The organism is Plantactinospora sp. CNZ320, assembly GCF_002846275.1.
The window spans coordinates 7,973,509-7,989,562 of sequence record NZ_PJMP01000001.1; the positions used below are offsets into that span (position 1 = coordinate 7,973,509).

The following is a 16,054-nucleotide window of genomic DNA, read 5'->3' on the forward strand; positions in this document are numbered from 1 at the left end:
GGCGTGGCGACAGTCAGCGAACACTTGCGGCGACCTCTCGGACACTTCGCCGAACGTAGCCTGGCCGGGTTCGCCCTGGTCGCCGGTACCGGCGTCGGTTTCGGGGTGCTGTTGCTGCTGGTCCGGTTCCACTGGGAGCCGCTGCACCGGGCCGACCATGGCATGGCGGCCTGGTTCAACGAACTGGTCTCGGCCAACGACGGCCTGGTCACCGTGCTCCGGGCGATCACCTCGCTGGGCGGCCGACCGATCATGATCTGGCTGGTCACCATCGCCGTGGTGGGCCTGTTGATCCGTCGGCAGGGCCGGCTCGCGGTCTATCTGATCGTCACCGGTCTCGGCGCACTGGTGCTCGACCCCGCAGTGAAGGAACTCGTGGGCCGGCTCCGCCCGGTCGTCGACATCCCGGTCGCCTCGGCGCCGGGCAACAGCTTCCCGAGCGGTCACGCCCTGGGCTCGATGGTCGCCTACGGCGCTCTGCTGTTGGTGTTCCTGCCGGCGATGCGACCCCGGTGGCGCCGGGTGGCTGTCGGGGTCGTCGTCGCGGTGGTACTCGCGGTCGGGGTGACCCGGATCGCGCTCGGCGTGCACTACCTCTCCGACGTCCTCGCCGGCTGGCTGCTCGGCCTCGCCTGGCTGGGCGTCACCGCGTACGCCTTCCGGCTGTGGCGCCGTGAGCGGGGTCGCCCGGTCCGGCCGCTGGCCGAGGGGCTGGAGCCGGAGGCGGGTCGGGAGCTCACCCCCGCACCGGCCGAGGACCACGTGCTGCCGCATCCCCGGGCGGCCGTCGCAGAGGTACTCACCGGCTGGGTGCTCGTCTTCGGCGCGCTGTACGGCTTCGGCATGCTGGTCAGCTACAACCTGAAGGGCAGCTTCGTCGAGACCCTCGACCGGGAGGTGCCGGAATGGTTCGCCGCGCACCGGACCGATTTCCTCAACGACCTCAGTTACCTGGCGAGCAAGGCCGGCGACACCCACTCGATCCTGCTTGTCTCGCTGATCTTCTGCCCGTTGGCGCTCGCCTTCTGGCGGCGGTGGCGGCCGGTGCTCTTCCTCGCGTTGACGATGTTCGGCGAGTTGACCCTCTTCCTGGCGACCGCCCGGGCGGTGGACCGGCCCCGCCCTCCGGTCGAGCACCTGGACGGTCACCTGCCGACCGCGTCCTTCCCGTCCGGTCACATCGCGGCCACCATGTGTCTGTGGGTGGCGATCGCCCTGCTGGTGATGCCGCGCACCGACAGGTGGTGGCGTTGGCTGACCGTACTGGCCGCGGTCGTGATGCCGCTGGCGGTGGCGACCTCCCGGATGTACCGGGGGATGCACCATCCGAGTGACTTCGCCGGGGCGACGCTGCTCACCGCACTCTGGATCGGCCTGCTCTGGCTGGTGGTGCGCCCCAACGCGGAACTCTCCGGGGACGGCCGGCCGCAGGGCGGCGACGGTGCCGGCATCGAGCCGGGTTCGGATGGCGAGCCGAGGCCGGACGGCGAGTCGGGTTCGGGTGGCGAACCAGCCGAGTCGGATACCGGGTCGAGCCGGCCGACCGACGGGGTGCGGACGGTGCAGGGCGCATCAGGCAGACCAGCGGAGTTGTCGAGCCTTGACGACGAACTCGCCCGGGCGACCAGGCCGGACTGAACCGGCGGCGGGCGACCGGGAGCCGGGTGCTGCGGGCCCGAGTGAACCGGCAGCGATCGGGAGTCGGGTGCGGCGGGCCGGGCGGGCCGGCGGCGGGCGGGGCCGGACGAGCGCGGGGTGGGGGGCCGGGGTGCGGGCGATGACCTACAACATCAAGAACGGTGGGCGCGACGGCGCCGACCCCGGCCGGCTCGACCGGGTGCTCCAGGTCGTCGCCGAGCAACGCCCGGACGTGCTGGCCCTGCAGGAACTCCGAGGGCTGCGGCGGGATCGCGACCGGCTCGACACGCTGACGCGGCGGCTCGGCATGCGGGCGTACCTGGCCGGAGGATGGTTCGGGCAACCGGTGGCGATCCTGGTCCGCCCGCCGGTCGAGGTGGTCGCGGTGGCGCCGGTCCGCCGGCCGTTCCACCACGGCGCACAGCGGGTCGTGCTGGCGACCGACCGGGGGCCGCTGACCGTGCTCGGCACCCATCTGAATCCGTACTCCGGGCGGCGCCGGCTGCGCGAGGCAGGTTGGCTGGTCGGCGCGGCCGGGCGGGGCGGCCCGGACCGGAGGCAGTTACCGGAGCGGCTGGTCCTGCTGATGGGTGACCTGAACACCCTCGACCCGCTCGACCGGCACGACGAGCGGATCGGCCGGCTGTCGCCGGAGTACCGGGGGCGGCACCTGATGCCGGACGGGGTGACCGTGGACAGCCGGGCGGTTGGTGCGCTGTACCGGGCGGGTTTCGTGGACCTGTTCCGCTCGCCGGGCACCGACACGCCGCCGGACCGGGCGGAGCCGCCGCGGACCGTACCGACCAGCGCGGGCGGCGGAGCGGAGTTCACCGCGATGCGACTCGACTACCTGCTCGGCACGCCGCCGCTCGCCCGGCTGGCCCACCATCCGCGGGTGGTCACCGGTGGGGCGGCGGAATCCGCCTCGGACCACTACCCGGTGGTCGTCGAGTTCGACCTGCGGTCGGGTTGAGCACCACCGGGGCGGCTCAGGTGCCGAGCCCGACGTCGCGGGCGAGCAGAGCGGCCTGGACCCGGTCCGCGACGCCCAGCTTCGCGAAGATCGCGGAGAGCTGGTTGCGTACCGTCTTCTCGCTGAGCCCGAAGTGTCGGGCGATCTTCGCGTTGGTGTCGCCGAAGGCCAGCCGACCGAGGATGTCCCGTTCCCTTGAGGTGAGCTGGTTGAACGGCGCCGGCAGCTCGACCGGCCCCCGGTTGAGCGTGGTGAGTACCGACGGTCCGATCCCGGGGCCCAGCACGACGCCACCCTGAGCGACCGTACGCAGCGCGTCGATGACGGCGTCCGGATCCGTGTCCTTGAGTACGTAGCCCCGGGCGCCCGCCCGCAGCGCCCGGGCCACGATCTCCTCGTCGTTGGCCATCGTCAGCATCAGCACCTTGGTCTCCGGACGGGACTGGACGATCCGGGCGGTGGCGTCGACGCCGTCACCGTCCGGCAGCGACACGTCCATCGCGATCACCTCGACCCGCTCGGTGACCGCGGTGCTGATCGCCTCGGCGGTGGTTGCCGCCTCGAACACCTCGCTCACCCACGACTCGCCCTCGAGCATGGTGCGCAGCCCTCGGCGCACCACCGGGTGGTCGTCGACGATGAGGATCCGTCCACCGTGCACCATGCTCGTCGCCGCCTCTGCCCGCACATCGCGTCCTGTGCGCTGCCATCGGCCGGCAGAAAGGCCACCGCGGAGCCGGGCTGCGCATCGCGGGTTCAGCGTAGCGGTCTAGCCCGGCCGTCCCGCGTCGCTGTCCGGACTCTGGCTGTTGGCGGCCGGCGGTGCGGCGCCGGCGGGCTGTGCCGCCGCGCTCCGCGGTTGCGGCACCTCCGACTCCGGGGCGGTATCGACGGAGCGGTGAGCGACTCCCCAGCAGCCGTCCGGGCTACCGGCACCGCTGTCGGGTCCGGCGTCGCCGCCCGTACGGCCGGTGGTGGCGGGAGGTCCGGCCGGTGCTTCGGTGGCCACTCGTCCGAGAGGGGTTGGGCCGTCCTGCGTCGCCGTACCCGTCGCCTGGTCGGGCAAAGTCGGCTGGAACGGCAGACACACCCGGATGGACGTACCATGTGGACTGGTCGGGGTGATGTCGAACTCTCCGCCGAGTTCGGTGGCCCGTTCCCGCATCGAGTCGAGGCCGACACCACCGGGCCGGCGTGGCCCGAGCCCCACCCCGTCGTCCACGATCTCCACCGTCAGCGCCCGGTCCCGGCGCACGTTGACCCAGCAGGTGTCGGCCTGCGAGTGTCGGGTCACGTTGTTCAGCGCCTCCGCGACGATCCGGTACGCGGCCACCTCGATCGCCGCCGGCAGCCCCTGGAGGTTCCCGTCGACCCGCAACCGCACCGAGAGGGTCGGGCTGTCGAACCGGGCGCACTCGTTGCGCAGCGCGGCGGCGAGCCCACGGTCCAGCGCCGGTGGCCGGAGCTGGTCGACGAGCTGGCGTACCTCGGCGGTGCAGGTCTGCAGGTCGGCGGTGAGCGCGTCGAGGATCCGACTGGTGCGGGGCTGCCCGGCGACGAGCTTGTGCGCCGCTCGGACCTGCATCGCCATTCCGGCAAGCGTCGGGCCCAGCCCGTCGTGCAGGTCGCGGCGGAGCCGCCGGCGCTCCTCCTCCCGGGCGGTGATCAACCGCTCCCGGGACTCCTGAAGGTCGTGGATGAGTCGGACGGCGTCGGCCGCCACCGCGGCGTGCAGCGCCAGGTCGCCCAGCAGCCGCCGCTCTGTCGGGGTGAACCGGCTCGCCGCGCTGCGGTTCGCCACGAGCAGCCGCCCGACATGTTCCCCCCGGGTCACCATGTCGAACGCCTCGATCGGGGTGTTGGCGGTGCCGTGCGCGGCGAGGACCCGCGGCCCCTCCCGCCCCTCCACCTCGACCGCTACGTGCGGCACCCGCAGTGACCGCGCGATGGTGTCGGTGAGCAGTGGCAGCACCGCGCCGGGCTCGACGGTACGGCCGAGCAGCTCGCCGAGCCGGGCCATCACCTGGTACGGGTCGTCCCGGTCGCCGTAGAGCAACCGGTTGACCCCCCGCTGCACCCGGCCCCGGGCCGGCTCGAAGGCGACCGCGATCAGCCCGGTGGCGACCAGCGAGGCGTTCGAGGTGCTCCCCGCCATCAGCAGGTCGCGCAGCAGGGTGATCAACCCGACGAAGGCGGCGATCACCAGCAGGCTCATCACCAGCCAGACGATGGTCCGGTTGATGACCTGGTCCAGCCCGTACAGCCGGTAGCGCAGCACCGCGACGGCCATCCCGACCGGAAGTGCGACCACCATGATCACCCATGCTCCGGGCAGGTCGATGGTCTCCAGCACGAGGCCGAGCAGCAGCAGGATCGCGCTTGCCAGCAGGCAGGCCAACTGCGCCCGGGTCTCACCGTCGGCCCGTCGCCAGCGCAACACCAGCGCGACCAGTGTCGCCAGCAGGCCGAGCACGGTGACCCCGATGCCGAGCAGTCCGACCAGCACGAGCGTGCGGGCTCGCTGGGTTGGCGCCGCCTCCGCGACGCTGATCAGGCTGTAGGGGTCGTCCAGGGCGGCCATCGCGTAGGCGAGCGAGGCGACGGTGATGCCGACGACCATCAGCACCGCGACCGGTCGCCACCGCCGGGACGGCAGGCGGCCGTCCGGGAAGACCAGCAGGGAAAGGAAGATCAGCCCGTACGGCGGCCACCAGGCCCACTGGCTCAGCCAGGCGGCGGGCAGGATGTTTCCCCAGCTTTCCGCGAGCGTGGCCATGCTCGCCGCCCCCCCGGCGGCGAGCATGAGCCGGCCCACGAGATGTCCGGGTATGCCTACCAGGACCAACGCGCCCATGGCGGTGAATGCGAGCGCGATCACCGCGGTCTCTCCGGTCAGTTGGACCGTCGTGTCACCAATGTTGATCACTTGCCCGATCACCGCGAGCGCGACGACAACGGCTGCCCCGACCAGCACGGCGACCCGACGTGCGGGCCACCGCCCGGTGTCCTCGGTGGACGTCACCCCTTCGACCCCTGTCCGATCAAGTGCTCAGTGTGTCCAGCCGGCCGCGTGCAGGGAGTTGTGGAACCACCCACCCTGCGTCATCAGCCTGACGCCACCGGAGGGCGAGTCGCCGCCCGGGAAGTGCGCCGCATCCTCGGCGAGCGTGCCGCCGCCGAGCTGTGGCAGTGCGGCGATCGCCTCGTCCACGGTCAGCCCGGAGTCGGCGACGGTCTCCGGGTGCCGGCGGATGTAGTCGCCGACGTGCTGGACGACGGCCTGTAGCCGGCCCTGGACCAGCTCCGGGTCGGGATCCTCCAGCGTCGGTACCAGCCCCTCCAGCTCCCAGGCGTGGCTGAGTACCGGCGCGAGCCGACGGCCCGCCTTGTCGAAGAACTCAAGGCCGCCCTGGGCCTTGGCGCCGATGTCCTTCTCGCTCAGCATCTCCGCGACGCTGCCGTAGGCGTGCGCGAAGCTGTTGTCGCTGGCGATGACGATCGGTTCGATCTCGATCGGCTGAACCGGGCGAATCGGCTTAGCGGTCATGGCACTCCCCTCGTAATCCAATCTCGACGGTTCTCGGCGCTGGTGGCGACGGTTTGTCCGCAGCCTAGGCCCGCTGTTCAACGGGGCGCGGAACGGTCCGTCGGCTGTGCATCATGTCCCGTCGGAGGTCCCGCGGGCCTGGGACCGGTGTCCCAGTCCACTCGGGAAAATCCGGCCTGTCTCCGTACGGTCCGGTACCCGACCGGATCTGTCACCGGATGGCCGACCCCGGCGGCCGAACCGGACCCGGCCGGCGGTACTCGATGGCGGATCGATGCCGGCTCGATGCGCCCGACCGGCACTCTCGTCGGCGGTGCCAGCCGCCACTCACCACGGCCGGCACTTCACCAATCGCCAAACCGGGGAGACCTATGACGCCCGAGTCGTCGGCAACCGCGAGCCGGAGTACCGGTCTCGCCGCGCCGCCGCGCGGGCGGACCTCGACTCCCGCCCGCCAACCGGCGTGGTCCGGGCAGCCTGAGCCGGCCGACCTGGTCGTCGGGCTGCTGGAGCGGATCAGCCTCGCCGGCTGGACCGTGCGGCAGTGGGCAGGGCGGACGGTGGTCGCCCCGGCGCTGCCGGTCAACCGATCGCAGGGCTGGAAACTGCACGTCTCGGCGACGCCCGCGAACGCGGCGCTGGTGCTCGCGGCGTGCGCTCCGGTGCTGGTCGAGACCGGTACCGGGTTCAGTTTCGTCGCCACCGCGGCGGGACTCGCCGAACTCAACGGTCCCCGGGCACCGAGGGCCCGGGCCGGAAAGTTCCTCACCGTGCACCCCGCGACCGACGAACTCTTCCGGGAACTGGCGAGACGTCTCGACGAGGCGACCGCCGGCTACGTGGGGCCGGCCGTCCTCTCCGACCGGCCGTACCAGTGGGGTGGGGTGGTGCACTACCGGTACGGCTCCTTCGGCGGGGTCGGGGTACCCGACGACGAGGGCCGGTACCGGCGCTACCTGGTCGATCCGGAGGGCAACCTGGTGGAGGACCGCTGCGAGCCGGTCTTCCGGCCACCGGCCTGGGCGGAACCGCCGTTCGATCCGGCCCCGGGGCGGGCGGCTTCGGCGGTGCCGGGGACACCGCTGCGGCCAACCCGTTCCGTCGGGCCGAACGGACCCGGTTGGTCGGTGGCGTCGATGCAGCTCCTGGGGACGTCCGCCGCCGGTCCGGTCACCGGTCCGGCGGGGACGGCCGGGTCCGTGGGGGGCGGACCGGGGGGCCCGGTCGGGCCAGTGGTACCTGCTCGGTCGGGGGGATCGACCGAGTCGGAGGGCCCGGCCGGGTCGGGGGGACCGGCGTGGTCGGCGGGAGCCGCGCGGCTGGGGGAGTCCGCGCGGTTCGGTGCAGCCGCGCGGTCGGGAGGACCTGCCGGGTCGGGGGACCCGGTCAGGCCGGCGGGGGCGGCCGGGTCAACGGGGGCGGTCGGGTCGACAGGGACGTGGGGGCCTGTCGACCCGACCGGACCGGCTGCGGTCCTGATCGGGGGCAGGTACGCGGTCACCGGCGCACTCCGGCAGGCGAACAAGGGTGGCGTCTACCGGGCCCGGGACCTGCGTACCGGCGTCGAGGTCCTGATCAAGGAGGCCCGGCCGTACGTCGGGGCCGACGCGTACGACCGGGACGTCCGGGACCTGCTCGGACACGAGGCGCGGGTGTTGCGGCACCTGCTTCTGCTCGGCGTGACGCCCCGGCCACTGCGCGAGTTCGTGCAGGGCGACCACAGGTTCCTCGTCGAGGAACTGCTCCCGGGGCGACCACTCTCCGCCGACCTGCCGAACCTGCCGGCGACCGATCCGGACCGCCCCGGCAGGCAACACCAGCCCGGCTGGCAGCAACACCTGCCCGGCTGGCGACATCTGCTCGGCCGGCTGGCCCGGCTGCTCGGCGCGGTGCACCCGGTCGGCGTGGTACTCCGGGACCTGGCGCCGGAGAACGTCCTGCTGCTGCCGGACGGGGAACTCCGGCTGGTCGACCTGGAACTGGCCGCGTTGCGCACCGGCGGGCCGGACGACTGGTCCTACCTGGACCTGCGGCTCTCCGGCGCGGCCGGGTTCGTCGCCCCCGAGCAGTGGCGGGGCGCGACGCCGGACCCGACGGCGGACCTGTTCAGCCTCGGCGTGCTGGCACTGTGGCTGGCCGACCGGGTCTCCCCGGCCGGTCTCGACGTGTCGGGGCTGCCCGTTCGGGGGCTCGAGGAGTGGGTGGCGGCGCTGCTGGAGCCGTCCTTCGGCGGGCCTGCGGTGCCGCCCCCGCTGCGCCGGATCGTCACCGGTCTGCTGCGCGCGGATCCTGTCGACCGGATCGGGCTGGACGAGGTGGTGGCGCTCTGCGTCGAGGCTTCGCCGTAACCCGGCCGGTATCCGCGCAGTCCCGGCGATCCGGCTCCGGCGCACTTCGGCGAACTGGCAGCGGTCGACCCGGTCAACGGTCCGGGTTTCCGAACAGTGGCGCGAGCCCGTCGAGTAGGCGCTGGAGGCCGAACTCGAAGAGGCCGTCGAGGTTCAGGTCGATGTCGGGCCGGGTGGCGATCCTGGCGAGCAGCGGAAACGAGCCGGCCGCGAAGAGCGCCGCGACGTCGGCCCGCCGGGCCCGCATCCACTGGTCGCCGGTGATTCCGGTGTCCTGTTCGGCCTCGGCCTCGCGTTCCAGGTTCACCGCCGTGCCGCGTACGTAGTTCGCGCTCGTCGCCGCCACGTGCAGCATCGTGTCGAGGTCGAGGCCACGCTCGCCGACCGCCCGCATCGTCCACTCGGTGTGCGCCATCGCGTTCGGGGCCAGCAGGGGGCGGGTCAGCGAGACGACCTGGGCCAGCCAGGGGTGGCGCCGGTAGATCGACCACTGGAGCCGGCAGACGAGTTCGAGCTGGGCCCGCCATCCCGGCGGGGGAGAGTCGGGCAGGCGCTCCTCGCCGAACGCGGCGTCGGCCATCAGCAGTACGAGGTGGTCCTTGCCGCGTACGTGCCGGTAGAGCGACATGGTGGCCACCCCCAGCTCTGTCGCCACCCGTCGCATCGTGGTCGACGGCAGCCCTTCGGTGTCGGCGATGTCGATCGCCGTACGCACGATCTGCCGCTCGCTCAGCTCCGGTTCGGAACGACCGGGCGTCCGGCGGCGCTGCCCGGCGACGGACGGCTGCCGACCCGCCGGAACCCGGCGACCGCCGGCTGGCGTGGTTCGGGAGATCCCGGCGACCACCGTGCCCCGACCGGGCACCGCCGTCACCAGGCCCTCCTCGCCGAGCGTGCTCAGCACCCGGGTGGCGGTCGCCATCGCCACGCCCCACTCCCGCATGATCTCCCGGGTGGACGGGACCCGGTCGCCCGGACGGAGCTCGGCGGAGTGGATCCGGGTGCGGAGCGCGGCGACGATTCGCAGGTACGGCGGGTCGGGGCGGGGCACGCTCACCTCCGGTCGACGCGGCGGCGCACCGCACTAGGGCACCTGGCTGGATCCGAGCATAGTGAACCGGCCGTGTCCGCAGCACTCTCCCTGCTCGGCCCCGGTGCGCCCCGGTTAGCGCACTAGTGCTGCTCACTTCGGACTTTGACGTCGCATCACCTGGCTGTCAACGATCTGCACGAAGCGGGTGTACGACGTACGCAAGCGCTGCGTACCTCGTACACCCGATCGGTCGACGACCTCCAGGAGGAGCACGTGCGAGCCACCATCCGGGCGATCCTCGCCCACCGAACCGGGCCCGTCGGCGCGGTACGCCGTACCCGTCTCCGAGGCGTCGCGACGACGGTCGCGCTCGCGGTCGCTGTCGGCACCATCGCCGTCGCTGGCGTCGCTGTCGGTGCCGGCAGCGTCGGCCTGGCCGGTGCCGCCGCCGAATCCGCCGACCGGGCCGGGGTCGGGCCGGACGCCGCGGTGGTACGGACGACGGCCGGAGCCGTCCGGGGTGGTGTCGCGGCCGACCGCCGCACGTTCGCCGGCATCCCCTACGCGGCACCGCCGACCGGCCAGCGCCGCTGGACGTCGCCGCAACCGGCCCAACCCTGGACGGGGGTACGGGACGCGACCCGGCCGGGTGCTGCCTGTGCCCAACTGCCGGGCCTGCCGATGGACCGGCCCAGCGAATCCGAGGACTGCCTGTACCTGAACGTGACCACCCCAACCCACCGGCCGGGGGCGAAGCTGCCGGTGCTGGTCTGGCTGCACGGCGGGCACTTCCTGTTCGGCCAGGGTGACACCTACGGCGGCCGGTCGCTGGCGGTGCCGGGCCAGGTCGTCGTCACCCTGAACTACCGGCTCGGCCCGTTCGGATTCCTGACCCATCCGGCGCTGGACCGGGGGCCGGGGCAGCCGACCTCGGGCAACTTCGGGTTGGAGGACCAGCAGGCGGCGCTGCGCTGGGTGCGGAACAACGCGGCGGCCTTCGGCGGTGACCCGGGCAACGTCACGCTCTTCGGCCAGTCGGCCGGTGCGACAAGCGTCTGCACCCACCTGGCCGCACCCGCCTCCGCCGGCCTCTTCGCCAAGGTGATCATCCAGAGCAACTCCTGCACCAGCCCGCTGCCCGGCCGCCAGCAGGCCGAGCGGCAGGGTGTCGCGCTGGCGGGCGAACTCGGCTGTGCCGACGATCCGGCCGGGGTCGTCGACTGCCTGCGTGGGCGGAGCCCGGCGGAACTGCTGGCCAGGGCCGGCTACCCGGGGCTCGGGTTCGACGCCGGCCCGTCCGCCGGCGGGTCCGTGTTGCCGGTCGACCCGGCCCGGGCGCTGGCCACCGGCCGGTTCCACCGGGTACCGGTGCTGACCGGAGTGACCTCCGACGAGTACCGCGCCCAGGTGTGGGGCATGGAGCGCGTCGGCGCGAACTGCCCGAACGGGCCGGGCACCGGCCGGTGCCCGCTCACCGAGCGGCAGTACCAGGAACAGCTCACCGCCAGCTTCGGGGCGAAGGCGACGGCCGTGGGGGCCCGCTACCCGCGCGGCGACTACGGCTCCGCCAGCGAGGCGCTGGCCGCGGTGATGACGGATCACGAGTACGTCCGCCCGACGCTCGACGCCGCCGCCAGCTTCGCCGGGTACGTGCCCAGCTACGTCTACGAGTTCGCCGACCCGTACGCCCCGTGGTTCGCGGCGGAACCCGCGCCGAGCTTCCCGACCGGTGCCTACCACCTGGCCGAGCTGCCGTACCTGTTCGACGTCGGGTACGCGCAGCCGCTGGACGCCGGCCAACGGCGGCTCGCCGAGCAGATCGTCAGGTACTGGACCCGCTTCGCGCACACCGGCAACCCGAACGGTCCGGGCAGCCCCGGCTGGGCGCCGTACGACGACCGGTCCAGGTACGTCCAGTCACTCGCGCCGGGACAGGGCGGGATCCGGCGGGCGGACCTGGCCGGGGAACACCGCTACGACTTCTGGCGGTCGCTGGACTGACGAGCGGCGCGGTGCCGGAGCGCCGCCGACCGCCCGGCGTGGCGGCGGCTCCGGCTGGTCGGCGGGGCAGCGGATCGGGGTGGCCCGGGGCGCGACCCCGATCCGTCGGATCACTCCGCGCAGCGTTCCCGTCCGGCGCGGCGCGGTCGGCTCGTCGGCGCCGCGCCGGACGCCGAGGCCGGCCGGGGCCGCCGTCGGACCGGGACGCTGCTCGGCCAGCCACCCGACGGCCGTGCACGCCGCCGCCCGGTCCGGATCGCCCAGCTCCTCGAAGAGCCGCCGGGCGGCCCGTGCCGCCGTCCAGGCCGCAGCGGACTCGGCCCGGGAGAGCAGCAGCAGGGCGTTGCCGAGCGACACCAGCGCCTGGCCGCGATCGGCACCCCGGCGGCCCCGCAGGGCGGCGCGCCCGTGCTCGATCGCCCGCTGCCACAGCTCGGTCAGGCCCCGCTGGTGCAGGAAGTTGGTCGGTGCCACCGCCAGCCGCCAGGCCAGTTCGGTGTCGCCGAGGCTGGCGGCCCGCTCGGCGGCGCCGATCACCAGGTGCCGTTCGGCGCCGAGCCAGCCGAGCGGGTCGGCGTCGACGGCGCGCAGGAGTTCGTCGCCCGGCCCGAACCCGGGTGGCAGGCCGATCTCGCCGGCCGGGAAGACCTGCTCGGGCAGCTGCCGGTCGGCGCGCAACGCCAGGTCCAGCAGCCACCAGTACGCCCGGCGGTGCGCCGTCGCCCGGGTCGGCGGTGGATCGTCGACGCCGACCCGTTCCGCCGCGTACAGCCGGACGAGTTCCGGCATCCGGTAGCGGGGCAGCCCGGTGCGGCGGTCCGGCACCTGTCGCACCAGACCGGCGTCGGTCAGGGCGGCCAGCGCCCGCTCGGCGCTGCTCGGGTCGGCGTCCAGCAGCGGGACGGCGAGCCAGCCCGGGAACTCGGCCACCGGCAGTACCCCGAGCCTGCGCAGCAGTGTCGCCGGTTGTGCCGCCAGCCGTTGGTACGCCCCGGTCAGCTCGCGCCGCACGTCCCGGTCGCCGTCGGTGAGCGCGTCGAGCCGGTGCTCGGCGAGCCGGTCGACGGCCTGGGCCAACGACAGGTCCGCCCGGACCGCGAGCCGATTTCCGCTGACCCGGATCGCCAGCGGAAGCCGGTCGCAGAGCTGCACCATCCGGTGTACGGCAGGCAGGTCGCCGGCCACCCGTTCCGGCAGCATTCCGGCGAGCAACCGGACCGCCGGCTCGACCGGCAGCACGTCGAGGGTGACCCGGTGGGCGCCATCCAGTCCGGCCAGCGGGGACCGGGCGGTCACCAGTGTCGCCGAGGCCGGGCCGGTGGGCAGCAGTGGGCGTACCTGCCCCTCGTCGACGGCACCGTCGAGCAGGACCAGGATCCGGCGGCGCGCCACCATCGACCGGTAGAGGTCCCGCCGCTCGGTACGCCCGGCCGGAACCGACGCCTCGGGTACGCCGAGCGCGCACAGGAACCCGCCGAGCACCTCGTACGGGTCCACCGGCGCGCCCTGGTCGTCGACGAGTTCGGCGTACAGGCAGCCGTCCGGGTGACCGGGGCCGACGTCCCAGCCGGCCCGGACCGCCAGTGCCGTCTTGCCGATCCCGGGCAGGCCCGAGACGACCACCACGGCCGGTCCGGTGCGTGCGGTTGCACTGTCGAGGGTGCGGCGGACCACTGCCAGTTCGGCTTCCCGCCCGACGAAGTCGGCGACCACGGGTGGTAGTTGCCACGGGGTCTCCCCGACGCCTCCGCTGGGCTGTTCGGTCGTACCCTCCCGGCCGCTGGGTCGACGGCGGGCCGGGCCGCCCGGCTGCCCGCCGGGGCGTCGGCTGGGCAGCCCACCCGGCCGGCGAGCCGGTCGTCCGGCGACCCGACGGCGGGCCGGTGGCCCACCCGGGCGCCGTCCGGGCCGGTTCGAGTCGACGCCACCCAAGTCGACCGCGATCGCCAACCGGCCTTCCGGCCCGGCCCCCGCACCGGTGTGCGCGGCAACACTCGCCTGACTGGTGTGCGCGGCAACGGGCGCCGCCTGGGCGGGGGCGACGGGTGGCGTACCGCTCGGCGTCGGCGCGGATGCGCGGTCGGTGCTCGCGACGGCTGCCGCCGGTACCCGCTGCGGCGGCTCGGGTGGCGCGGCCGGGAGGTCGAGCGCGGGATCGCGGTTGAGGATCCGGTGCTGGAGCGCCGTCAGGCGCGGCCCAGGCTCGATGCCTACCTCGTCGGCGAGCCGCTGCCGGAAGTCCCGCAGGCCGGTGAGCGCCTCGGTGACCCGGCCGCAGCGGTAGAGCGCGAGCACCAGGTTCTCCCGGACGCGCTCGTTGAACGGGTCCGCGGCGACCAGCCCGACCAGTTCGGTGACCAGGTCGGCGTGCCGACCGAGCGCGAGTTCGAGTTCGACGCAGCGGGCCCGGATCGCGGCCCGCCGCTCGGTCAGCAGGGTGGCCGCCGTCCCGACCAGTTGACCGGGCGTCCCGGCCAGCGCGGCTCCGCGCCACAGGTCGAGCGCGGACCTCAGCCGGGCGACCGCCTCGGCGGGCCGGCCGGTCGAGGCCGCGCGTTCCGCCTCGGCGACGTACCGCTCGAAGAGCAGCGCGTCGAGTTCGTCGGTCGTCACGGCGAGCCGGTAACCGGCCGTCTCGGTGAGCACCACCTGCCGCTGCGCGCCGGCCCGGTCGAGCAGCCGGCGCAGTTGGGACACCACGATCGTCAGTTGGGCGCGGGCGGTGGGCGGCGCGTGCCAGCCCCACACCGCCTCGATCAGCCGGTCGGTCGGTACCGTCCGGTTGGCCTCCAGGAGCAGTGTCGCGAGCAGGGTCGAGACCCGGGCGCTCCGGATCCGGAGTGGAGCACCGGCGACCTCGACGGACAGGGGACCCAGGATTCTGAACCGCATACTCGTCTCCGTCGCGTAGCCACGCGACAGCCGTACGACTGCCTGGGGCTGAGCCTCGTGTACCGCCGGAGACCGATCCAGGGACAGCTGACCCGACCGCCCGGGAGGAATGCCCGACACGCCGGGCACGCCCCGATAGCCGGGCCGGTCGGTCGAGCACCGGCCGACCGATCAGATGAGCAGGTTCACGAGTACGGTCAGCACGATCGAGCCGATGATCGAGATCAGGATCATCAACAGGCAGCCCAGTCCACCGCCGAGCGGGCGGACCTCGACACGACCGAATCGCATCGGCGATCAGAGCTCCCGCAGCCGGGGCAGCAGTTCGTTCTCGGCCCAGTCCAGGAACATCTGTTGACCCTCGACACCCACCTGCACGTACGCCACGTCGGTGAAGCCGGCGTCGACGTACTTGCGGAACGCCTCGACGTGCGAGTCCAGGTCCGGCCCGCAGGGCACGAGTTGCGCGATGTCCTCGGGGCGGATCGCCTCGCTGGCGCTGACGAAGGACTCCGGTCCGGGCAGTTCCGCCTTGACCGTCCAGTTCAGGGCGGCCCAGCGCCACTGGTCGTGCACCGTCTTGCGGCAGTCGTCGGTGTCGGGGCCGTAGCAGACCGCCGCCTGCCCGTAACGGGGCTTGCCGGCGCCGCCACGCTCGTCGTACATCCTGACCACCGCCGCGTCCGGGTTGTCGCAGACCAGCGCGTCGGCGTACTCGGTGACCAGCTCGACCGAGTGCGGCCCGGAGGCCGCGACGGCGATCGGGATCCGACCGGCCGGCCGGTCCCAGAGGTACGCCTCGGGCACCTCGAAGTGGTTGCCGGAGTAGGAGAGGTTCTCCCCGTCCAGCAGTGGCCGGATGATCTGCAACGCCTCCTCCAGCATCTCGTGCCGCTGGTGCACGTACGGCCAGGCGCCCGCCACGTGTTCGTTGAGGTTCTCCCCGGCGCCGAGCCCGAGGGTGAACCGGCCGTCGGACATCACCCCGATCGTCGCGGCCTTCTGCGCCACCACCGCCGGGTGGTACCGCCGGATCGGGCAGGTCACGTAGGTCATCAGCCTGATCCGGGAGGTGGCGTGGGCGACCGCGCCCAGCACCGACCAGGCGTAGGGCGAGTGGCCCTGGGAGGCGAGCCAGGGGGAGTAGTGGTCGGAGATGACCAGGTAGTCGAAGCCCGCCTGCTCGGCCCGGACCGCCTGGTCGACCAGTTCCTTGGGCCCGGTCTGTTCACACATCAGCGTGTAGCCCACCCCGACCATGCCGGCCTCCTCAGTCGTCCGATCCCGGCTTTCTACCCGGCCTGGCGCCGGTGAACCCTTGCCGTCCCCGGTAAACCCGTTTCGCCCGTACCGGGAATCCGTGCTTTCGCCGGCGCCAGAGCGCAGTGACGTCCTTGACTATCTGTAGCCGGTCGAGGTAGGTTCGTCCTTAACCGGTTAAGAATCGCCGGTGCATCATCCTTGTGGTGGGGATGACGGCGTCCGTGGCGGTCGCTCACCGCACCGCCCCGGGCGCCGCCGGGAGTTCGGTTCTTCCCCCGGGTCAGGGGCCGTATTAACGTGTCCGACCATGGTGATCTCTAGACGGCTCGGTGCCGTGCTGGCGGCGACGACCGTCACCC

At 73.3% G+C, this 16,054-nt stretch carries 10 protein-coding genes; 4 read left to right on the forward strand and 6 right to left on the reverse strand.

The annotated features are described in order from the left end of the window. The first annotated feature begins 3 nt into the window (after positions 1-3). Positions 4-1,638, forward strand: a complete 1,635-nt coding sequence (locus tag CLT71_RS35720) for a phosphatase PAP2 family protein (RefSeq protein WP_101370987.1) — start codon at positions 4-6, stop codon at positions 1,636-1,638. 139 nt (positions 1,639-1,777) lie between these two features. Continuing rightward, on the forward strand, positions 1,778-2,611 hold the full coding sequence (locus CLT71_RS35725) for an endonuclease/exonuclease/phosphatase family protein (RefSeq protein WP_101372070.1): 834 nt from the start codon (positions 1,778-1,780) through the stop codon (positions 2,609-2,611). Positions 2,612-2,627: 16 nt separating this feature from the next. On the opposite strand, the gene CLT71_RS35730 is transcribed toward CLT71_RS35725, so the two are convergent. The 3 genes from CLT71_RS35730 to CLT71_RS35740 form a co-directional block, all read right to left on the reverse strand. Continuing rightward, positions 2,628-3,299 (reverse strand): response regulator, encoded by a 672-nt coding sequence (locus CLT71_RS35730; RefSeq protein WP_486483632.1) that lies wholly within the window; start codon positions 3,297-3,299, stop codon positions 2,628-2,630. A gap of 81 nt (positions 3,300-3,380) precedes the next feature. Next, positions 3,381-5,633 (reverse strand): sensor histidine kinase, encoded by a 2,253-nt coding sequence (locus tag CLT71_RS35735; protein WP_486483633.1) that lies wholly within the window; start codon positions 5,631-5,633, stop codon positions 3,381-3,383. 27 nt (positions 5,634-5,660) lie between these two features. Further along, positions 5,661-6,158, reverse strand: coding sequence for a hypothetical protein (locus CLT71_RS35740; protein ID WP_101370989.1), 498 nt, complete (start codon positions 6,156-6,158; stop codon positions 5,661-5,663). 371 nt (positions 6,159-6,529) lie between these two features. Between CLT71_RS35740 and CLT71_RS35745 the strand changes: the two genes are divergently transcribed. After that, positions 6,530-8,506: a class III lanthionine synthetase LanKC N-terminal domain-containing protein gene (locus tag CLT71_RS35745; RefSeq protein ID WP_143743769.1), complete on the forward strand. Its 1,977-nt coding sequence runs from the start codon at positions 6,530-6,532 to the stop codon at positions 8,504-8,506. Positions 8,507-8,579: 73 nt separating this feature from the next. Here CLT71_RS35745 and CLT71_RS35750 read toward each other — a convergent pair whose 3' ends face one another. After that, positions 8,580-9,557, reverse strand: coding sequence for a TetR/AcrR family transcriptional regulator C-terminal domain-containing protein (locus CLT71_RS35750; RefSeq protein ID WP_101370991.1), 978 nt, complete (start codon positions 9,555-9,557; stop codon positions 8,580-8,582). Between the two features lie 255 nt (positions 9,558-9,812). On the opposite strand from CLT71_RS35750, the gene CLT71_RS35755 reads away from it, so the two are divergent. Further along, entirely contained in the window at positions 9,813-11,540 is a 1,728-nt protein-coding gene (locus CLT71_RS35755; protein WP_199187827.1) for a carboxylesterase/lipase family protein, read from the forward strand. Here the strand turns inward: CLT71_RS35755 and CLT71_RS35760 are convergent. Then, on the reverse strand, positions 11,457-14,432 hold the full coding sequence (locus CLT71_RS35760; RefSeq protein WP_101370992.1) for an AfsR/SARP family transcriptional regulator: 2,976 nt from the start codon (positions 14,430-14,432) through the stop codon (positions 11,457-11,459). The two genes, CLT71_RS35755 and CLT71_RS35760, sit on opposite strands and share 84 nt — an antisense overlap. Before the next feature lie 297 nt (positions 14,433-14,729). Next, positions 14,730-15,692 carry a TIGR03557 family F420-dependent LLM class oxidoreductase gene (locus CLT71_RS35765; protein ID WP_101370993.1) on the reverse strand — a complete coding sequence of 321 codons (963 nt, stop codon included), beginning with the start codon at positions 15,690-15,692 and terminating at the stop codon, positions 14,730-14,732. Positions 15,693-16,054 lie beyond the last annotated feature (362 nt).